The 20,076-nt window shown below is 66.5% G+C and carries 22 protein-coding genes; 3 read left to right on the forward strand and 19 right to left on the reverse strand.

Features of this window, described 5'->3' with window-relative positions:
- Positions 1 to 20: 20 nt before the first annotated feature.
- Both ACQP2D_RS36960 and ACQP2D_RS36965 read right to left on the reverse strand, forming a co-directional pair.
- A complete protein-coding gene (locus tag ACQP2D_RS36960) occupies positions 21 to 1,187 on the reverse strand; it encodes a sensor histidine kinase (RefSeq protein ID WP_433685876.1) in 1,167 nt (388 codons plus the stop codon).
- Between the two features lie 121 nt (positions 1,188 to 1,308).
- Positions 1,309 to 2,532: a cytochrome P450 gene (locus tag ACQP2D_RS36965; RefSeq protein WP_433680560.1), complete on the reverse strand. Its 1,224-nt coding sequence runs from the start codon at positions 2,530 to 2,532 to the stop codon at positions 1,309 to 1,311.
- 253 nt (positions 2,533 to 2,785) lie between these two features.
- Between ACQP2D_RS36965 and ACQP2D_RS36970 the strand changes: the two genes are divergently transcribed.
- A complete protein-coding gene (locus ACQP2D_RS36970; RefSeq protein ID WP_433680561.1) occupies positions 2,786 to 3,337 on the forward strand; it encodes a TetR/AcrR family transcriptional regulator in 552 nt (183 codons plus the stop codon).
- Between the two features lie 253 nt (positions 3,338 to 3,590).
- On the opposite strand, the gene ACQP2D_RS36975 is transcribed toward ACQP2D_RS36970, so the two are convergent.
- From ACQP2D_RS36975 to ACQP2D_RS37035, 13 genes are all read right to left on the reverse strand, one after another.
- Positions 3,591 to 3,725 carry a hypothetical protein gene (locus ACQP2D_RS36975; RefSeq protein WP_433680562.1) on the reverse strand — a complete coding sequence of 45 codons (135 nt, stop codon included), beginning with the start codon at positions 3,723 to 3,725 and terminating at the stop codon, positions 3,591 to 3,593.
- Between the two features lie 48 nt (positions 3,726 to 3,773).
- Entirely contained in the window at positions 3,774 to 4,460 is a 687-nt protein-coding gene (locus tag ACQP2D_RS36980) for a hypothetical protein (RefSeq protein WP_433680563.1), read from the reverse strand.
- A 115-nt stretch (positions 4,461 to 4,575) separates the two neighbouring features.
- The gene (locus ACQP2D_RS36985) at positions 4,576 to 5,532 is read right to left on the reverse strand and encodes an MlaD family protein (protein WP_433680564.1); all 957 of its coding nucleotides are present in this window, start codon (positions 5,530 to 5,532) and stop codon (positions 4,576 to 4,578) included.
- Positions 5,529 to 6,569: an MlaD family protein gene (locus tag ACQP2D_RS36990; RefSeq protein WP_433680565.1), complete on the reverse strand. Its 1,041-nt coding sequence runs from the start codon at positions 6,567 to 6,569 to the stop codon at positions 5,529 to 5,531. The genes ACQP2D_RS36985 and ACQP2D_RS36990 overlap by 4 nt, the downstream gene beginning before the upstream one ends.
- Positions 6,566 to 7,663 (reverse strand): MlaD family protein, encoded by a 1,098-nt coding sequence (locus ACQP2D_RS36995; RefSeq protein ID WP_433680566.1) that lies wholly within the window; start codon positions 7,661 to 7,663, stop codon positions 6,566 to 6,568. The genes ACQP2D_RS36990 and ACQP2D_RS36995 overlap by 4 nt, the downstream gene beginning before the upstream one ends.
- Positions 7,663 to 8,721 (reverse strand): MlaD family protein, encoded by a 1,059-nt coding sequence (locus ACQP2D_RS37000; protein ID WP_433680567.1) that lies wholly within the window; start codon positions 8,719 to 8,721, stop codon positions 7,663 to 7,665. Before ACQP2D_RS37000 ends, ACQP2D_RS36995 begins: the two co-directional genes overlap by 1 nt.
- The gene (locus tag ACQP2D_RS37005) at positions 8,709 to 9,713 is read right to left on the reverse strand and encodes an MlaD family protein (protein WP_433680568.1); all 1,005 of its coding nucleotides are present in this window, start codon (positions 9,711 to 9,713) and stop codon (positions 8,709 to 8,711) included. The genes ACQP2D_RS37000 and ACQP2D_RS37005 overlap by 13 nt, the downstream gene beginning before the upstream one ends.
- Entirely contained in the window at positions 9,710 to 10,744 is a 1,035-nt protein-coding gene (locus ACQP2D_RS37010; RefSeq protein WP_433680569.1) for an MlaD family protein, read from the reverse strand. Before ACQP2D_RS37010 ends, ACQP2D_RS37005 begins: the two co-directional genes overlap by 4 nt.
- A 3-nt stretch (positions 10,745 to 10,747) precedes the next feature.
- Complete coding sequence (locus ACQP2D_RS37015; RefSeq protein WP_433680570.1) at positions 10,748 to 11,614, reverse strand: MlaE family ABC transporter permease; 867 nt, start codon at positions 11,612 to 11,614, stop codon at positions 10,748 to 10,750.
- Positions 11,614 to 12,453, reverse strand: coding sequence for an MlaE family ABC transporter permease (locus ACQP2D_RS37020; protein WP_433680571.1), 840 nt, complete (start codon positions 12,451 to 12,453; stop codon positions 11,614 to 11,616). The genes ACQP2D_RS37015 and ACQP2D_RS37020 overlap by 1 nt, the downstream gene beginning before the upstream one ends.
- A 199-nt stretch (positions 12,454 to 12,652) precedes the next feature.
- The gene (locus ACQP2D_RS37025; protein ID WP_433680572.1) at positions 12,653 to 13,750 is read right to left on the reverse strand and encodes a calcium:proton antiporter; all 1,098 of its coding nucleotides are present in this window, start codon (positions 13,748 to 13,750) and stop codon (positions 12,653 to 12,655) included.
- A gap of 112 nt (positions 13,751 to 13,862) precedes the next feature.
- Entirely contained in the window at positions 13,863 to 14,258 is a 396-nt protein-coding gene (locus ACQP2D_RS37030) for a nitroreductase/quinone reductase family protein (protein WP_433680573.1), read from the reverse strand.
- A 185-nt stretch (positions 14,259 to 14,443) separates the two neighbouring features.
- Complete coding sequence (locus ACQP2D_RS37035) at positions 14,444 to 14,599, reverse strand: hypothetical protein (RefSeq protein WP_433680574.1); 156 nt, start codon at positions 14,597 to 14,599, stop codon at positions 14,444 to 14,446.
- A 143-nt stretch (positions 14,600 to 14,742) separates the two neighbouring features.
- Here ACQP2D_RS37035 and ACQP2D_RS37040 point away from each other — a divergent pair, with 143 nt between their 5' ends.
- A complete protein-coding gene (locus ACQP2D_RS37040) occupies positions 14,743 to 15,414 on the forward strand; it encodes a phosphate signaling complex PhoU family protein (protein ID WP_433680575.1) in 672 nt (223 codons plus the stop codon).
- Between the two features lie 25 nt (positions 15,415 to 15,439).
- Here ACQP2D_RS37040 and ACQP2D_RS37045 read toward each other — a convergent pair whose 3' ends face one another.
- The gene (locus ACQP2D_RS37045; RefSeq protein WP_433680576.1) at positions 15,440 to 16,396 is read right to left on the reverse strand and encodes a LysR family transcriptional regulator; all 957 of its coding nucleotides are present in this window, start codon (positions 16,394 to 16,396) and stop codon (positions 15,440 to 15,442) included.
- Positions 16,397 to 16,466: 70 nt separating this feature from the next.
- Between ACQP2D_RS37045 and ACQP2D_RS37050 the strand changes: the two genes are divergently transcribed.
- Positions 16,467 to 17,612: a TDT family transporter gene (locus tag ACQP2D_RS37050; RefSeq protein WP_433680577.1), complete on the forward strand. Its 1,146-nt coding sequence runs from the start codon at positions 16,467 to 16,469 to the stop codon at positions 17,610 to 17,612.
- A gap of 76 nt (positions 17,613 to 17,688) precedes the next feature.
- Here ACQP2D_RS37050 and ACQP2D_RS37055 read toward each other — a convergent pair whose 3' ends face one another.
- The 3 genes from ACQP2D_RS37055 to ACQP2D_RS37065 form a co-directional block, all read right to left on the reverse strand.
- Positions 17,689 to 18,012, reverse strand: coding sequence for a hypothetical protein (locus ACQP2D_RS37055; RefSeq protein WP_433685877.1), 324 nt, complete (start codon positions 18,010 to 18,012; stop codon positions 17,689 to 17,691).
- A complete protein-coding gene (locus tag ACQP2D_RS37060) occupies positions 17,930 to 18,859 on the reverse strand; it encodes an RNA polymerase sigma factor (RefSeq protein WP_433680578.1) in 930 nt (309 codons plus the stop codon). The genes ACQP2D_RS37055 and ACQP2D_RS37060 overlap by 83 nt, the downstream gene beginning before the upstream one ends.
- An 83-nt stretch (positions 18,860 to 18,942) precedes the next feature.
- The gene (locus ACQP2D_RS37065) at positions 18,943 to 19,815 is read right to left on the reverse strand and encodes a haloalkane dehalogenase (protein WP_433680579.1); all 873 of its coding nucleotides are present in this window, start codon (positions 19,813 to 19,815) and stop codon (positions 18,943 to 18,945) included.
- Between the last annotated feature and the right edge of the window lie 261 nt (positions 19,816 to 20,076).

A 20,076-nucleotide genomic window follows, 5' to 3' on the forward strand; every position in this document is an offset into this window, starting at 1 on the left:
CCGCACTCTCTCCCGGATTTTCACGCCACCCGAATCGCGGACGGCAGGGATGCGTCGAGTCGCCAACCGGAAGCACCCGGCCCGGCGATGAACTCGCCGCCCAGCAGCTCGACGCGCTCGCGCAATCCGACCAATCCGAGGCCGTGTCCGGTGCCATTTGCTGCCCGAATCCCGCTGTCGCACAAGACGAAGTCAACCGAGCCATCGGCGCGTGCGGTGATCGTCAGCCGGGCCGTGACGCCCGAACCCGCGTGTTTGACCACATTCGCCACCCCCTCCTGCGCCAGGCGCAGCAAGGTCAACGCCCGCAGCGCGTCCACCTCTGTCACGGCAGCGTCGACCCGCACCGCCACCATGGTCCCCAGCTGTTCGGCCCGCTCCGCGACGGCGGCGATCGCTCCCGGCAGATCCGCTGGCGCGATGAAGGATTCGGCCGCCATCGCCGGATCGCGGAGCACGGAGACGAGCAGCCGCAGATCGGCGAGGGTTTCGGTGCCACTGGCGTGAATATCGTCGAGCACCTCACGCACCGCGAGCGGCGCGTCCGGTACCGCATGCCGGGCCACACCCACCCGCAGCACGGTGGACGAGACGTGATGGGCGATCAGGTCGTGCAATTCCCTGGCGATGGCGGTCCGCTCCATGGCCCGTGCGGCCGCGATATCGGCCTCGCGACGTTGCGCGATCTCCCCCGCGGCCCGTCGGGCTCGATCCGCACCCTCGCGCGCGGCGCGCAGCAGATGTCCGATCAGCAGCGGCGCACCGGCCATCACGAGTGCTCGGTAGCCGGTCGCGGCGGCCGCCCCGGCCGGATGCAGCAGATACGCCCCGCCCAACGCTCCCGCCGCCATCCACGGCTGCCACCCGCCGCGGCGGGCGGCGAGTTCGATGAGCGCGATGGCGGCACCCACCTTCGGCACCAGCGGACCCGTACCGCCGATCTCGAAGCCGAGCACCAACAGCCCGGTCACCAGCAGTGAGGTGGCGAACGGCCATCGAACTCCGCCCGCCGTCGCGCACACCGCGAGCAGGCCGATGCCCCAGTCCACCGGACCCGGCGCATCCGAAAGCAGCAGCAGACAGCCGATCGCCGATGTCAGCAGCACCCCCAGCCGAACCGGTAGGGCGCGCGCATCGAGCAGCCAGTCCACGCCCCTGGTCACACCCGAATCCACCACGCAGACCATGATGCCCGGTTGGTGCGGACGCAACTCCTGCCATCGGAGGAGGTCGGTCCTCCCGAAGGCCGTCTCACAGCATCCGCACCGGGCTCGGCTGGTGACCGCTCAGCCCACGGTGTTGCTGGAGCTATTCGACGATGAGGTCGAGGCGGCGGTGGCGGCGCACGAAGATGCTGGGAACCCATTGGGCCGCATCGGGATCGGGGACGAGGCGGAATGCGGCGGTCCGGGTCAGCAGGGTCTGCAGAGCCACTCGGGCCTCCAGCCGGGCCAAGGCCGCACCGACGCAGAAGTGGATGCCCTTGCCGAAGGCCAAGTGATTGCGTTGCGTCGGGCGGTCCAGGTGAAGTTCGCCGGCGTCGGCGAAGACGGCGGGATCACGGTTGGCGGCAGCCCAGAGTAGGAGCAGGTGACTGCCTGCTGGGAGATCGGTGCCGCCGAGCGTGGTGTCGCTGATGACGTGGCGGTGGTGGGCGCGGAACGGGGATTCCAGGCGCAGGACCTCCTCCAAGAAGGGGGTGAGCAGGTCCGGATCCGTGCGCAGGCGGGTCTGGAGGGTGGGGTCGGTGGCGAGGATACGGGTCGCGTTGCCGATCAGTCCCGCGGTGGATTCACCGCCCGCGCCGACGAGTTGGACGAGGATCAGGACGGCGACGTCACGAGTGAGTTCGCCTGCGGCACAGGCTTTCGCGAGATCGCCGAGGAGGTCGTCGCCCGGATCGTCGCCGGCTCGGACGAGCTGGTGGCGCAGATAGCCCGCGAGTTCGGTGGCGGCGGTGACGACAGCGACCAGACGGTCGGTGGCGACTACACCGTCGAGCAGTTCATTGCTGGTATAGCCCCAGGTGAGCAATTGCGGAATGTCGCTGTCGGGCAGGCCGATCAGGTTGGCCACCAAGGTCATCGGCAGTCGGTCGCCCATGGCCGACATCCATTCGATACGTCCGGCACCGAAACCCTGCGCCCACAGGCGATCCGCGGTGGCTATGATGGTGGGTTCCAGCGCGCGAATGCGTTTCGCGACGAGGGCGGGCAGCACCAGTTTGCGATGGGCCTGGTGTGTCGGGTCGTCACCGGTGGCCAGGACGTGGATCGCCCGTCCCCCGCCGTCCAAATCGAAGACCCCGGCCGAACCATCGGGTTGTCGCACCAGGGCCGCGGTGAGGTTCGAGGAGAAGTCGGCGGGGCGCGTGGTCGCCTCCATGACCAGATCCCAGCGGCTGACCAGATAGAAACCGGTGTCCGCGATGCGGTGCACCGGCGAGTCGGTGCGCAATCGGTCGTAGAGCGGGTAGGGATCGTCGAGCAGCCCGGGGTCGAACAGGTCGATGTCATTCAACGCGCGGGTCATTCGCTCCGCCTTTCCGACGCACGATTTCTACTTCCGCACACCAGATTTCGCGGCCCCGACCACCTGCGTCAATAGCCTGGGAAAACTGATAACCCGGCATCGAATCCACAGGTCACGCGCCGTCTCGAGGCCTGCCGCCCACCTGCCGCTCCGCTGGGCGATCTTGCCTAAGATGTCTCACCTCGAGACAAAATTATTCAACCGTATCTGTCGGAGAATCCCAGGTGCTTCGACGCAGAATCAGGAGTTCGCCATGACCGGTCAGCCCGATTGGCTCGCTGGCGGCCACCGCCGTGACCTCGCGATCGAGCGCATCCACGCCGCCGCGGCCGACCTCATCGCACGCAAGGGCATGGCCGGACTGAATATCGATCACGTCGCCGCCGAGGCCGGCTGCTCTCGCGCCACCGTCTACCGCTACGTCGGCGGCAAGTCGGCACTACGCGATGCCGTCCTGGCCGGGGCCACCGCCCGCATCGCCGAAACCATCCAGCACTCCGCCGCGGCCCACACCAGTTCCGACCGCATCACCCACGCGATTCTCGCGGCCCTGACCGCCGTCCGCGCCGACCCGGTCGCCACCGCCTTCCTGACCACGACCACCCCCGCGGAGGTCGACGAATACCTCGCGAACAATCCCCGATTGGCCGACGCCGCAACGCAACTCACCGGCACCGGCGACGACCCGATCGCCGGACAGTGGATAGTCCGCGTCGTGCTCTCGCTATTGTTCTGGCCCGCAACAGATCCCGCCGCGGAGCGAACGCTCGTCGAGCGATACGTGCTGCCCGCCTTCGGTACGTAGCGGCTGTTCACCGCACCGGGTCACGAATTCGAGCCCGCAGGCGACGATGTTGATATCTCGTTGCCGCGGCCCAGCGCCATTCCCGCGGCATCGACATGATGCGGCGATGATTCACCAGTAGCGGCGGCGGGCCGGGCGGCGGGCCGTAAAGTTGGGCGGTCTTGTCTCAGTTGGTCTGGGACGCAGTCGGTTTCGCCAGGGGGCATCGGCCGGACGAGCGGCGTGGAGTCGTCTTTTGCGCATTGCCAACGTGTCAGCGCATTGCCCACGGGGCAATGACCTGGACGGCGTAGCGGGCCGCGAGCTCGGGCAGACCATCCACCCACACCCGTGCCGCGGGCTCCATCCTGACGAGACGATCGGCGAATAATTCGGGGACAACGATCACCAACCGAGCATCTCAGCCCTGTCGAACGATTTTCCCGAACATTCCGGGCTATGGCAGCCCCGGAATCCTGGGCAGCGGCGGTAGGCCCGGGAACGGATTGTCCGGCATCGGTGCCGGATTCGGAAGCGGGAACGGATTCTCCGGCACCGGCGCCGGATTCGGGACCGGATTCTCCGGCACCGGCGCTGAGTTCGGGACCGGTGCCGGTTCCGGCGCTGGCGCTGGCGCTGGATTCGGGGCCGAGTTCGGCTGCGTCTGGACCGGAGCGGGGACCGGGGTCTCGGCCGCCGGCGGAACCTCTTGAGCACTCTGGTTCTGCGGGACACAAGTCCAGTGACCGTCCGGCGTCCGGCCCCACTGCGCCACAATGCCGTCGTGGGAGCAGTCATCGCCGACCTGGTGTAGCTCGGGGCCTTGCAGCAGGGGTGTGCAGACCCATAGTCCGTTGCGCAGGTCCCATTGGGCGATGATGTTGTCGTGTGAGCAGTCGTCGCCGCGCTTGCGCGCCGAATGCCCGGAACGCGGCGAAATCGGGGGCGCGGGGGCCGGGCGGGCGGTGGTCGGTACCGTCCCAGAGGCGGATGTCACGGTCGAGGTCGGCCCGTCGTTCGAATCCCCATTCGATCCCAGCAGCAGCGTGATCGCAACCACCAGCGCTAGTGCGGCAGCGAGGACGGCCGCAATGGTCATGACGCGGGTGTTATCGGTTCCGCGATTGCCGCCGGATTGCACCATCGCACCGCCTTCGTGCCGAGTAGGGACTACCTTCACGAAAAGCTCTGCTGGCAGGCTACCGAGTCGCGGCAGGAAAGATCAGGTTTTTCGGCGCGTGTTCCCTCCGGCCAGCGCCCTATTTGACGCCGACGCGCACCTTGACGGCGTCATCGCCGGTTTCGTGGAGCGCCTGGCCGATCAGGCTGCTGAGGTCGATGCGCGGTGCGCTGGCGGTGACCGCGTCGGCCAGCGGCCGCAATCCCGGTATCAGCGATTTCAGCTCCGGCCCGACCTTGTCCATCCACTCGGTCACCCGTTGCAGAAACGGCACAAGGCCATTGCCCTCCAGGTACATCTGCGGACTGTTCCCGGCCGTGACCAGTCGACCGACCGCCGCGACGAGATCGTCGAGCGCCTGACCGAACCGCACCAGATTCGGCGCGCCGACCGTGGTGGCCGGACCGGCCCAGGCGATATCGCCAGCGGCGAGCTGAAAGCTATTGAGCAATTCGGCGATCTTCGGAGCCCTGGTCATGATGGTGGCGGCGAGTAGATCGCCCGAGCGCGCGAGTTCCGGCATCACCGTCGCGGTGCCCGAGATCGACTTGCCGAGCGTATCGACGATCGAGCCGACCACCGTGGGGTCGAGCTGGTTCATGGTCTTGGTGACCAGCCGCGCCACCTCCGGAATGGACAGCGGTGTGCGAATGTCCTTGGTGTCCAGGCGCTGTCCGTCCTTCAAATACGGACCGCCATCGGTGTTCGGCACGAACTGCACATACGGTTCGCCGAGTGCGGAGAGCTGCTCGATGGTGACGGTGCTGTCGGTCGGCAGCTCATGTCCCTTGTCGACGCGGAAACCGACTTCCACCCCGGCCGCGGTGTTCTGCACCGAGGTCACCTTGCCGACCTGGATGCCGGTGAGCAGGATCGGCGAACCGACACCGAGGCTGCCCGAATTCCGCAGCACCATCGAGGCATCGGTGTAATCGGCGAACGGATCGAGCCGCACAACGCCGAAGGTCAGATACCCCGCGCCGAGGATGAGGATGGCGGCGATACCGCCGAGCGAGGCCAGCGAACCCACCTTCATCGGACCGCTCCGATCATGCGCAACGTTTGAATGATCCGGTCGACCTGCTCGGATTCGGCCACCGCATCGGTCTTGACGCCGGTGACATTCACCTTCGGACCGTGCTCGACGAATGGAATGATCTTGTCGCGCAGCAATGCGACGAGCATGGCCATATTCGACGGCGACCGCAGATCCAATGGCCCGCCGGTGAGCAGCGGAACGAAGGCCCGCAGCATGGCGTCATTGGACTGCACCAGGGGCGCCAGCCAGGTCAGTGAGGTGCCGACCGGTCCGAGCGCGCCGAAGATATTCGTCACTCCGGCAATCGAATTCGTCGCCGCATTGACCTGTCGCACCGAATCCGCGCTGAGGATATTGTCCAGCTCGGGCTGAATATCGTGCAGCACTTGGGAATTGGTGACCAGACCGTTCAGCAGCAAATCCACCTGGTCCAGATCGGCGGCCAGATCCGCGGCGTCGCCGCCCATGACCTTCGAAATGCGCGCGGTCTCCCGGGGATCCTGCGGCAGTACCGCATTGAAGCGGTTGATGATGTCCTGGAGCTGGCCGACCGCACCACCCTGCACGAAGAAGGCCATGGCGGCCATGGTGTCCTCGAGCTGCACCGGCGGCTTGGTCCGGTCGATCGGAATGGTGCCGCCGGGTCCGAGTAGCGAGCCGAAACCATGGGACGGCGTGGTCAATGCGATGTGGATATCACCGAGCACGGTGTTCTGCCGCAGCTCCGCGATGGTCGTGGTCGGCAACCGCACCGATTGCGCGATATCGGTATCGACCACCACGAATCCGCCACGGCCCGCAGGTGCATCGGCGGCCGGGACGACGGTGACCTTGTCGACGGTGCCGATCTGCGCGCCATTGGCGATCACCTTGGCCTTGGCGGGCAGGTTCAGCACATTCGCGAATTCGATCCGCACCCGATAGGTGGGTCCGGATATCGATGTGCCGGGCACCGGCACCGACGACGGATCGAAAGCACAGCCGCCCAGTGCGATTCCGGCCGCGAGCACGACCGCCGCCAGACGCTTCCTCATCGTCCACCTGCCAATCCGAGTACCAGCGGGGCGAGTTGCATATCGACCAAGCCGTTCGCGGAACCGACGCATGTGCCGGGCGCGACGGCATTCACCGCGGCACAGACCTGTTCGGCGTTCTCTTGCGGAATGGCCACCTTGGGTGGCGCGTAGGTAATGCCGGGCGCGCCATCGGCGACCACGGTACGGAATGCCGACGTGAGGGCAGGTGTCATGAGCACGACATCGCGCAGCGAACCGACATTGGCGCGCAATAGCTTGATCAGCGGCACGCTCGCGTCGAGCACGCGCAGGATCCGATCACCGAACATCGTGGTGATGTCATTGAGCATGGGCAGGACCTGGCGCAGGCCGTCGAAGAGTTTCACCGCGGGAGCGAGCAATTCGGTACTCGCCTGATCCAGCGCCGGACCGATCCGGACCAGCATGGATTGCAGATCACCCCAATACTGGTTCACCTTCTGCGATACCGAGGCGAAGGCATCGAAAATGCCCGCCAGATGGCCGATATCGGCATCGGGTGATTTCAGCGCCGACCCGAGTTTGCGGATCAGTTCATTGACCTGCGGACCGGTGCCCGCGGTCGCCGCATCGAGCGAGGCGAGCCCCTTCGCGAGCGAATTGGGCTGGGCCGGATCGGGTCCGATGAGCTGATCCGACAGCGACGACAGCGCGGTCAGCGTTTCGGTGAGACTCTTGGGTGTCAGCGTCTTGGTGATGCACTGCCCTCGGTCCCAGTCTGCGGTGTTCTTGCCGCTGGACAGTACGGCCAGATTGCGATCGGCGACCACGGTATCCGACACGGTGGTCGCCGACGCGTCGGCATAGACGGGGTAGTCGGCGTCGACGTCGAAATCCACCCGCACGGTCTTGCCCTGGTTCGCCACCGAGGTGACCGTGCCGACGGTGATCCCGCGCATCGTCACCTGATTGCCCGCGTACAGCCCGATGCTGTCGGGCATGATCGCGCAATAGGATTCGGTCTTCTTCATCGGATCGAAGGCGATGAAATATCCGGCAATGGCCAGTGCGGCGACCACGACGGCACCCGCGATCGACATGAACGCCTGCGAGCCGAGCACACGATTGAGCATCAGCACGCCTTTCCGGGCAGCGGCACACACACCGCCGTACCCAAGACCTGCGCCGGATCGAGACCCGCTGGTGCCGTCATGGTTTCGCCGGACTGGTCGAGCACGAGCCCGCCCTCGGGAATCACCAGCCCGCGCAACTTCTCACTCAGGTCGTGCGCGGAGGCGATGATCGGCTCCAGCTGGCCACCCATCTGTTCCAGCCGGGGCAGGGCATCGGCGAGCTGCTGGGCCTTGGGCTTCAGGGTGGAATCCCAGGAGGGCGCGAGCGCGGCAATCCGCTGAACCACGCTGTTCAGCAACGCGACCGATTCGCGCAGCTCGGCGCGCTTATCGATGAGGACGGTCTCGAGCAGATCGGCGTTCTCCATCAATCTGCGCAGATCGCTTTTCGCACCGTCGTACATCGTCACGTATTCATCGGCCACCGCAATGGCATTCGAAACCTGGGTGCGCTGGCGGTCGATGGCATCGATATAGCCACCGACGGTGTCCAGGGTGGTGCGCAGGCTGTCCGGTGCGCCCTCGATGGATTTGTCGAGCGCCGCGAGATTGCGCCGCAGGGTATCGCCGTCGATCTTGCCGATCGGTGCCGTCGCGTCCTGGAAGGTCTGCACCAGGCTGTAGGGCAGGCGAACTCGGTCGGCCGGAATCGGCTTGTCGCCGAGTGGCGCGGTGCCCGCCGGGAACAGCGCCACATAGTGGCCGCCGACCACGGTGAGCATGCGCACGTCCAGCGAGGTCTGGTCACCGACGAAAACGTCGGAGTCGACGGTGAAGCGCATGATGACCTTATCCGGCTTCAGCTCCAGCGATTTCACCGCGCCGACCGAGACGCCGGCAAGGCGGATATCGTCACCGGACTTCACCGACTGCGCCTCCGACAGCTCCGCGGTGTAGGTCGCCTCGCCGAACGGTATGACGTAAAGCGCCGCGGCCGCACCCATCGCGATGACCACCAGTACCGCGCCGATAATGCCGAGTCGCACCTCTTTGCGCCGTCGCGACGGCTCGTCGAGGATCGGTCCATTGCCGCCGAACCAGCGATTCACGCGTTGCATACCGCCACCTTCTGTCCGCCGATCAGCACCTGCACCGGCTTCGGCAGCTCCGCATTTCCCTTGCTGCACTCCGGTTTCCAGCCCGCGATGGTGCGCGGCACGGCGTTATCGATCGAGGCGAGCAGGCCGGGCAGCTTGCCGAAGACGTCGACGGCCTCCTGCGGGTCGGGGAACAGCCTGCGAATGAGCCCGTCGATATCGGCGCCGCTGTCGGCGGTCAGGCCGATGGTGGCGAGCAGCCGATCGAGCGGGCCGAGCACCGAGGGCGCGTTCATCGCGAATTCGGCCAGTCCGCCGATATTCGATTGCAGCGCTTGGAAAATATCGGTGAGCCGGGCCAGCAGCGGGACCAGATAGTGCACTCGGCCGCCGACGCGGTCGGCGATATCGGACATATTGCGCACCAGCGTCGCGATCACCGTCTGCCGATCACCGACGTACTTGCTCAGCTTGCCGATGGCATCCATCGCCGGACCGAGCCCGGAACCGTCGCCCTCGATCACCGCGAGCATGCTCTCGGTGAACTGGTTGATCGCTTCCGGAGACATGGTGGCCAGCACCGGTCTCAGGCCGTTGAACAGACTGGTCACATCGAAGGACGGGACCGTCATCGTGGTGTCGACAACCGCGTTCGCGGCCAGCCGGACACCGGGATTCGGCTGCTGCTGCAGGTCGATATACCGCTGGCCGGTGAGATTTTGGTAGCGAATGGCCAGGGTGCTGTTGTCGTAGATCGGCGTCGAGGTTTTGACGGTGAGCCGGACCTTGGCCTTGACGCCGTCGAGCGAGATGCCCTCGACCTTGCCCACCTGCACGCCGTACATGCGCACGTCATCGCCGACCTTCAAGCCATTGGCATCGGTGAACAGCGCGTCGTGCGCCTCGGTGTCACCGGCCACCGGCCGCTTGATCGCCGTCAGCACCAGCGACAGCACCACGATCATCACCGCGGCGAAGACAGCGAGCCGCCACGCGGCGCCACGCACCGTCATCGCACACCCGCCCGACCGAGCAGCGGCACCGCGAGTCCCGGCACAGCGCGCAGATCGACCTCGAGATTCAGCACCGGGCCAGCGGCGGTATCCGGCATGGCGGCCCGCAGCCGTTCCAGCAGGGCCCGCAGTTCGGCGGCGGACTGCTGTGGCCGGGGGACCATCTGCGCCAATACATTCAGCATCGGCGCGAGCATGTCGGTGCTGTCCGCGAAGTATCCGCCCGCGGTGTTGAGTGTGGTGCCGAGCGCGGGCAGAATGCTCCCGGTCATCGCGGCGACACCGCGGTCGTAGTGCTCCCGGTCGCTCTGCAGGATCTTGATATCGCGGATCTGATCGAGCACCTGAATCGTCGCGCCCGCGAACTTGCCGCCGCCGTCGAAGGCAGGACCGAGCCTGCCGACCAGTTCCGAGGTCGGCATGGTCTGATTGTCGGCAATGGTGCGCGCCACCGTGATCAGCGCCTGCACCAGTGGGGTGAAGGCTTCGAAGTCGGCGGAGACCTGGGCGATGACGCTGGCCAGCTGCGGAGTGAATACCGTCGCGCCGACCTGGGACAGACTGCGCAGAATGCTGCCCATCGTCGCGTCGTAGACATCCGAGGCGCGCTGCCCGGTCAGATCGATCACGGCATCGGGCCGCAGCGGCGAACCACCTGGGCCACGGCGCAATTCGAGTTCGCTGATGCCGAACAGGTTGGCCGGTGCGTAGTCCACCCGCAGACTGTCATCGATGCCGAAGAGCCGGGACCGGTCCAGCCGCAAGGTGATCCGCTGGGTGCCGCGCTCGTCGGGTGCGATATTCGCGACCGTGCCGACCAGCGCCCCGTCGAGGCGCACCTGCGTGCCAGCGCCGACACCGTCACCGATCTCCTGGGTGTGCAACGCGATTCGCAGACCGTCGTCGGCGCGCAGATTCCGATAGAGCGTGGTCGCGAGGGCGATAACGGCGATCAACGCGATAATCGCCGAACCAACCGTCCGCGAACGCTTCTTATCCGCGGCGACACCGGGCATTCCGTATTTCGGCATCCGCTACCCCGTAAAACTGATCGCCGCGTTGAAGCCCCACAGCACAATGCTGAGCACCATGTCGATGGCGATGATGGCCACGAAACTCGTGCGCACCGCGCGCCCCGACGCGATGCCGACGCCCTCGGGCCCGCCGGTGGCGAAGAATCCGTAATAGCTGTGCACCAGGATCACCACCGTCCCGAAGATGGCGACCTTGATCACCGCGGCGATCACGTCGAAGCCGGAGACGAATTGGAAGAAATAGTGGTCGTAGACGCCAGCGGACTGGCCGTGCACCAGCGTGATGATGCCGCGGCAGGCCGCGTAGCTGAGGATCAGCGCGATCAGAAAGGTCGGCACGATCGCCAACGCGCCCGCGAGCACCCGGGTGGTGACCACGAACGGCACCGACCGCAGACCGAGCGCCTCGATCGCGTCGATCTCCTCGGAGATGCGCATCGAACCGATCTCCGCGGTGATCCGGCAGCCCGCCTGCGCGGCGAATCCCACCGCGGCGGCGATCGGCGCCAATTCGCGGGTGGTGGCGTAGGCCGAGACGATGCCGGTGACCGGGCCCATCCCGAGCATGCTCAGCGTGGCGAAGGCTTCGACCGCAACGGACGCGCCCATCACCAGGCCGAGCACGATCATCATCGGCACCGTGCCACCACCGACTACGACCGAGCCGCGGCCCCAGGTCATATCGGTGATCGCGCGCATGGCCTCGCCGCGATAGCGCTTCAGCGTCAACGGAATCGCTTCGAGCACCTGCCAGACGAAAACGGCGACGAATCCGAAACCGTCGATAGCGCCCAGCACCCGGCTGCCGCGCCGGAAGTACCGCGTGACCCAGCCGAATCCCTTCGGGGTGTAGGACGATACGGCCATCAGGCCAGCCTTGTCGGCAGGAACATGGCGGTGACCTGGGTGAGCACCAGATTCACCACGGTGATCGAGACGACCGAGAGCACCACGGCGGCGTTCACGGCATCGGCGACACCGCGTGGTCCGCCCTTGGCCTCCAGCCCGCGCTGGCAGGCGATGATCACCACGAGGAACCCGAAGATCAGCGCCTTCACCAGTGAGACCCAGACATCGGCGGTTGTGGTGAACGAGCCGAAGGTGGCCCAGTAGCTACCCGGTGTGACGCCCTGGCCGCCGATGGCCACCGCGTAACCGGCCAGGATGCCGACGAAGATGATCAGGATATTCAGCAGCGGTGCGACCACCAGCATTGCCGCCATCCGCGGAATCACCAGGCGGTGAATCGGGCTGATGCCCATGGTGTTCAGCGCATCGATCTCTTCGCGGATGGTGCGCGCGCCGAGGTCGGCGGCGATGGCCGCCGCGCCGGCGCCGCCGAGCAGGAAGCCGGTCGCCATCGGCGCACCCTGTTTGATGACGCCGAGTCCGCCGGTCGCGCCAAGCAGCGAATCGGCGCCGAGAGTGTGGATGAGATTGCCGACCTGGATCGAGACGATCACGCCGAACGGAATCGCCATCAAGATCGCGGGAACGGTGGTGACGGTGATCAGTCGCCATGCTTGGAGCACGGCCTCGCGCCACTGGAATCGGCCGCGGGCGATATCACCGACCGCGCCGAGGACCGACTCCTGTGCCACGCCGAAGGCGCGACCGAAGGTGCGCAGCGATGAGACGACCGTATCCGAGAAGTTCTTCCTGGCAACCGAACTCGCGGATTCCCGGGTGTGCAGATCCGGCGTCATAGGCCGGGCCCCGGTGCCGCGCACAGGGTGCGGGGTGTGTCGAAGTTCATGCCGCACTCTCCGGATTCGGCGTCGATGCCAACATCCAGCAAGCTAATCGTTACGCTGGGTTACAACAAAATCGGCAAGCTGTGACGCTCGCCACTTACTCGCTGTTCACCCCGCTCAGCACAGTTATTCATGGCTCCGGTCACACCCCCTAGGGGCTGGCGGCGAGGAACACAAAGGCGGAGAACAGGGCCATATGAAGGCCGCCCTGAAGCAGGGTCGCCCGGCCCGGCACCACCGTCAGCGCGCCGACAACGACCGTCAATGCGAGCAGCACCATCTGGGTCGCACCGAGGCCGAGCACCAGCGGACCGTCTAGCCAGATGGTTGCTACCGCGATTGCCGGAATGGTCAGACCGATGCTCGCCATCGCCGACCCGAGCGCGAGATTGAGGCCGATCTGGACCTGATCGCGACGCGCCGCACGCACCGCGGCAAGGGTTTCCGGCAGCAGCACGAGCAGCGCGATGACCACACCGACCGCGGACTGCGGCAGACCCGCCGAGGCGACCGCCGATTCGATCGACGGCGACACCACCTTGGCCAGACCGACGACCGCGACCAGCGCGACCACCATCATGGCCAGGCTGAGCAGGCTTGCGCGCACCGCGGGCCGCTCGCCGTGCTCGGCCGGCGCGCCGTCGGCGGACTCCTCGACGGGTAGGAAGTCGTCCGGATGCCGCACCGTCTGCACCATGACGAACAGGGCATATAACGACAGCGAGGCAACCGCGGCGAAGACCAATTGCGCGGCGGAGAATTCCGGCCCCGGCTTACTGGTGGTGAAGGTCGGCAGGACCAGACTGAGTGTGGACAGGGTCGCCACCGTGCCGAGCGCCGCGCCGGTGCCCTCGGCAGTGAATACCGCCACCCGCCTGCGGACCGCACCGACCAGCAGGGCGAGCCCGAAGATGCCATTGCAGGTGATCATGACCGCGGCGAAGACGGTATCGCGGGCCAACGACGCGTACTTCTCCCCGCTGGTGACCGCCAACGTGACGATCAGTCCCACCTCGATCACCGTCACCGCGATCGCGAGCACCAGTGATCCGAGCGGCTGTCCCACCCGATGCGCGACGATCTCGGCGTGATGTACCGCCGCGAGCACCGAACCGACCAGGACCGCGCCCACCACGACCACACCGATACCCGGCAGCGACCGTCCCCAAATGGCGGCCAGGGCGATCGCGGCTACGAGTGGGATGAATACGGTCCAGCGGGAAGTCAACGCACGGATCATGACTTCCATCGTGTCAGCAAATTGTCCGCATTCGATCGCGTGTGCTCAGGTGCAAGCGAGTTCGCGCACGTCAGGGCATTATCGCCGAGATTCCGCGGGCGCCGAGCTGTGGCAGGGTCGGTCAGTCGTCGAGGTCGATCCGGACGGTCAACAGGTCGGTGCCGACCAACTGAACGGCCGCGCTATTGGCCTTGGGCAACGTCCGCAGCCGAGCGCGCGGATCATCGTCGGGCAGCATATGCGCGGTACCGGTATGCCAACGCCCGTGCAGCCGCACTCGAACCCGATTGTCGGCCTTGATATTCCGGATGTACTGCGAGCGATCACCGAATTCGGAGACGAGCCAGAACGCATTGCCGACCTGGCGACCACCGATCGGCGTGACCCGCGGCTGCCCACTCACCCGCCCCACCGTCTCCAGCAACTGCTGCGTCGGCAATCTCCGCGACATAGGATTCACCACCCGCCGCTGCAGAGTCGTCACGACCCGATGCTGCACATCCCGCAGATTCGCCATACCACGACGCTACCCCGCGGAGATCAAGACCAGTCGGAACTGACGGCGAACCTCCGCTGCGCCGCCCTGGCTGCCAGGTCGGCGGCGCGCTGTCCGCCCGCCGCTGACACCGCCCGTGCGGGACCCATCAATTTCGCGGCGCAGACGGATTCGCCGTCCGGGGACAATTTCCATCGTGGGGGCGATCAGACGATCGAGACCTGGTCGACGCCGTTGTCGAACGGCAGGAAGCCATCGATGAGCGCGGTGACCCACAGGCTGTTCACGAAGACCTCGCCGCCGTGGTTGTCCACGAACGCGGTATCGGAAGCGTCAATGCCCGTGGCGATTCGGACTCGCACTCGGCAAATCGGCTCGGTCGCAGGTGGACCGCGATGTCGTAGCCACACAATCCTGTCAGCCCGAGCATCATGGCCTGCCGGTTCCTGCCAACGTTGCGACCGAGTCGAGATTCATGTACGCGATAGCGCGCCGATAGGCGACAATGTGCCAAGTGCGGACCCAGTTCACTCGCGAGCTCCTCGCGTTGACCAATGATTTGACGCTCATGTGTCGGCTCGCCCACGATGCCGCCGAGCGCGTCACCGCTGCGCTCGGCGACGCCGATCTCGCCGCCGCCTACGAGGCCTTCGCGCACGACGAGCAGCTACAGAAGATGTACTCGGCCTGCGAGGCCAGGACCGTGGTGCTGCTCGCGCTGCAGGCGCCGGTCGCGCGTGATCTACGCCATGTCGTGACCGCGATCCAGATCGCCGGTGAACTGTCCCGGATCGGCTGGCTGATCAGCCGTGTCGCCGACCACGTCTACAAATATCATCCGGAACCCGTTGCGCCCCAACATCTTATGGATATTCTCACCGCCATGAGTCGCCTGGCCGCCCACTACACCGCCCTCGCGGGTGAAACGGTCGCCACCGGGCGTGAGTCCGCCACTCCCGAATCCGGTTCCCTCGCAATGGATCATCTCCATCGGCAACTCCATACCGCCCTCGCCGACCCGACGCACACCCGGCCCAGCACCGAGGCCGCCATCGATATCGCCATGGTCGGCAACAAACTGGAGCGCTGCATCGACCACACCAACCGCATCGATCGCCTGATCCGCTTTCTGGACACCGGAATTCCCCCGACCGCACAACCTTCGGACGCCGAATAGCAGGTTCGCAGCACCGAACGCGACGCTAGGCGTGTGCGGATCCCGCCCGCGTGGGGTCGGAACTCGGCCCGGATTCGGTGGTGCGGCGGGCAATGGCGTAGAGGTCGCGGGCGGGGCCGGTGAGGCGCTGGCCGGAAGGCCAGACCGCACGGAGGGTTCGGGTCAGGTGCAGGCCGGTGATGGCCGGGGACGCCAAGGTGCCCGCGGCGAGTTCGGCGGCTACGGCCAGGGAGCTGAGGACCGCGGGACCGACGCCCGAGGCGACCGCGGTTTTGATCGCGGTGGTCGAGGAGAGTTCCAAGGCGACTGTGGGTTTCCACCCCGGAATGGCCCGCGCGACAGCATTTTCGAACCAGGTGCGGGTGCCCGATCCGGGTTCGCGTTGGATCAGCGGGCTCGCGGCGAGGTCGGCGAGTTCGACCGCACCGCGCCGCGCCCACCGATGCTGCGGGGCGACCACGACAACCAGCCGGTCGCGGGCCACGATGTGGCTCTCGAGGCCGCGGAAGTTCCGGGGACTCTCGATGAAGCCGATGGCATCCTTGCCGTCGAGCACCGCCTGGGCCACCTCGACGGAATTTCCGGACTCCAGCGCGATGGTGGTATCGGGCGCGGCGCCGCGCAAGGTCATGAGCCAGCCGGGAAACAGGTACTCCGCGATGGTTTGGCTGGCTGCCACGCGCAGGTGGGAATCGCGTTGGGCGCGCAAAGTGTCGATGCCCGCGTCCAGTTGCCCGGCCGCGTCGATCACCCCGCGCGCCCATTCGGCGATCAACACCCCGGCCGGAGTCGGCCGCGAACCGAGGGTGCTGCGCTCCAGCACCGGCAGGCCGACCAGCTTCTCCAGATGGTGGATGCGTGACGACGCCGAGGGCTGGCTGATCCCATGTGCCTGCGCCGCACGCCCGAGGCTGCCCAGTTCGATGACCGAAAGCAGCAGGTCGAGCGCGGCCAGATCCGGAACACGGGGAGACAGGGGCATAGAACGAGTCTATGCACCCATAGGAACGCGGTGGCTACCCGACGCCGCCCGCGCCGACGAATCTGGACCTATGACCGCCACAGTGACCTTGCGCCCCGCACCTGCGCGGCATCTCCTGGGCGACCTCGAACACCATCCCGTCGAGCCACGATCGCTGCGACAACTCGGACCCAACTGGTTCGCCACCGTCATGGGCACCGGCATCGTCGCGAATGCCGCCACCCTGCCACTGCGGTTTCCGGGACTGCGCGGCGCGGCGACGGTTGTCTGGGCATCGGCCGCACTGCTGCTGGTGGTACTGACCGTTGCCTTCGTCATGCACTGGATGCGCTACCCCGAGACCGTCCGCAGCCACCGCGACCACCCGGTCATGGCGCATTTCTACGGCGCCCCACCCATGGCACTGCTGACCGTCGGCGCGGGCACCCTGCTACTCGGCCGCGATGTCATCGGCCTCGGCGCCGCACTCACCGTGGACTGGGCGCTCTGGTCGGTCGGCACCGCACTCGGCCTGATGACCGCCGTCGCGATCCCCTACCGGATGTTCATCCACCGCCGCATCGAACCCGACGCCGCCTTCGGTGGCTGGATGATGCCCGTGGTGCCCCCGATGGTGTCCGCGGGCATGGGCGCACTGCTGGTTCCCTACACCCCCGAGGGACAGCCGCGACTGACCATGATCCTGCTCTGCCTGGCCATGTTCGGTCTGAGCCTGATCGCCGCCACTGTCACCACCACCATGATCTGGTCCCGCCTGGTGCACCATGACCTCCCGCGCGGGGGCATGGTGCCCACGCTCTGGCTCGTGCTCGGCCCGCTCGGCCAATCCGTCACCGCCGCAGGACTTCTCGCCAATGCCGGACCATCCGCGCTGCCCGACCTCTATGCCAAGGGCCTGATGGTCTTCTCGGTCATCTTCGGCGTCGTCACTTGGGGTTTCGCGATGCTGTGGCTGGCATTGGCGGCCGCGGTCACCGTAAAGACCACCCGCGCAGGTGAATTGAAGTTCAACCTGACCTGGTGGGGCTTCACCTTCCCCCTCGGCACCTGCGTTACCGGCAGTACCGTCCTCTACAGCCACACCGGCGCCGACCTTTTCGCCGTCGCCGCGGTCGTCCTGTACCTCGGACTGGTCGCCGCCTGGGCAGTCGTCGCGACACGCACCATCCGCGGCGCCCACACCGGTCCGCTCCTGCGCCCGATGCCCGCCGCCTGATAAACGACTGGCGAGGCCTCCGGCGCAGCGCGGGGGCCTCGGCGGCATTCCAGCCCAAGGCATTTCGACGCCGCGGTCAGGCCTTGAAGTACACCAGCTGATGGCTCGTCGCGAGCAACCCACCGTCGTGCGCCCACAGTTCAGCGGCCTGGTCGAAGAATCCCTTGCCGAAGTGCTGGGAGCGCGCGGTGGCCAGCAGCGGGTGCTCGAATTGCGCGGCCAGTCGGTCGGTATCGGCGTGGAAATACACGGTCAGCGTGATGGTTCCGGCCGGGACGACGCGGCCGAGTCGCAGCATCACCCGCGTGCGTGAACCCTCAGTCGAGTAGCGGAAAGCGCCCCGAGTGCAGCAGTCCGGCGATCGCGTCCATCTTCGCCTGCGGTGCCGCGTAATCGGGATGGACCCGGATCACCGCCGCGGCATCGTGCAGTCGGATCATCTGCTCCTCGGCCGCCTTGACGGTGCGCCCGCCCGCACTGACCGCATGGCGGGCGAATACGGGCTGCTTCGGATCGACACGCCCGAGTGCCAATGCCTTGTCGACCCGCCGCGAGCAGCGGCAGAACGCCTCCGGATTCGCCACCCCGCAGGTCGAATTCAAGAATGTCGCGATGCGCTTCTTGGCCCGCTCCAACCGCTTCCGATACGCGGATGCGGTGATGCCCAGGATCCAGGCCGCATCGGTGGAACCGAGTTCGAAGACCTCACCGAGTACGAATGCGACCCGCTCGTCGCGAGCCAGACACTGCAACATGGCCTGACTGCAATTGAGCCGCACCTCGTGCGATAGCACCTCGGCCTCGGGTCCGCGGTAGTCCTCGGCCGCCAGCCCGTCGGCCAAACCCTCGCGATATGCGTCGAGGCTGAGCTGCGCGGCCTCCTGTGGCGTCTGCCGCTTCAGATTCAGCAGATAGTTGACCCCGATCCGGTAGGCCCAGGTCAGCAGCTTGGCCTCGCCCCGCCAGGTCGCGAGATTCCCGACCACCCGTAAGAGGATCTCCTGCGTCGCGTCCTCGGCCTCCGCGGGCCGCCACACCATGCGCAGCGCCAGCCGGTACAGCGGATCCTGCAGCTGGCGCACCACATCCGAGATGGCGGCACCGTCACCGGCAATGGCCCGATCGACCAGTTCCCGCTCCCGAGCCCGCGCGTCGGCCGTCACCGCGCCCTCGACGTCATCGCCGAGGCCGATCCTGGTCACATCAGCGGCGGGGTCTTGTTCGGACTGCGATAGCTCGGGTTCCACCGCACAATCCTTCGGCGGTATCCGGCCGGACGCAAGTCCCCCGCGCGGAGCCCGTCGATCAGTGCTCCGCGCGGCCCACCCCCTTACGCACTCGCGGTCGCCGTCGTCAGCGAATGCGCGCGCAACCAGTTCGCGACGGCTGTGCCGATCGCGTCGGGCTGATCCTCCGGAGCGTGGTGCCCGCCCGCGCCGACCGAGACGACCTCGGCGCTGGCGAAAGTCTCGCCAGCCCAGGCGATCACCTCCGGCGAGCCGAGCCCGACCCCGTTGTCCAGCCCCATGAGCAGCTTCGGCACCTCCGGAGTCCGGGCCGCCCACTGGTCGTAGTTCTGCACCAGCGCAACCACGTCGGCGGGCGAGCCGTCCAGCGGGAATTCGCGCGACCAGGCCAGCATCGGCTTGCGCGATTCCGGTGTCGGGAAGGGTGCTCGATACGCATCGTGATCTTCCTGCGACAGACTGACAACGCCCTTCGGCAGGTTGAACTCGATGAACATATTCTCCTCGAGCACCATTCGCTCGCCCTCGGCCGAGCGGAACTTGCGGAACAGTTCGGCGCCGAGCGGCGGAAGATCGTCCCAGCTCATCGGCCGCAGAAACGTCTCGATCAGCGCGATGCCGCGAATGCGATCGGGATGCCGTGCACCCCAGTGCATGCCGAGCGCGCCGCCCCAGTCGTGGCCGACGATGACGACCTGGTCGAGGCCGAGTGCGTCGAACCAGGCGTCCAGGTAGCGGGCGTGATCCTCGAGCCGGTAGGCGCTGTCCGGCTTCCCGGACGCCCCCATGCCGATCAGATCCGGTGCGAGCACCCGGGTTTGCCCGGCGACATGCGGGATCACATTGCGCCACAGGTGCGATGAGGTGGGGTTGCCGTGCAGGAACACCACCGGTACCGAACCGGCACCGATATCGGTGTAGTTGATGAACGAGTCGAGAACATCGACGGTAGCCATGGTGTGGGTCCTTCCTTGATCCTGCTCTGTGCCTGCACCCGGTTTCGACACACACTTCGGACCCGTTGTGACAGCCGCGCGATGTGACGCTCGTCACCCCTCGGACCCCAGCGATCACCACCCACCTCCGACGGATCTCAGCACAACTGCAGGTAAACCTAACTTCCGTATGTGAGTAGTACATACTTCAAAAATTCATTGCCGCATTCAGGAGATTCTCAGAATTAGGTAAAGGGTTTACAAAGGATTTCGGATTGACCT

It is taken from the genome of Nocardia sp. CA-119907, from assembly GCF_050955995.1.
Taxonomy (GTDB): Bacteria; Actinomycetota; Actinomycetes; order Mycobacteriales; family Mycobacteriaceae; genus Nocardia.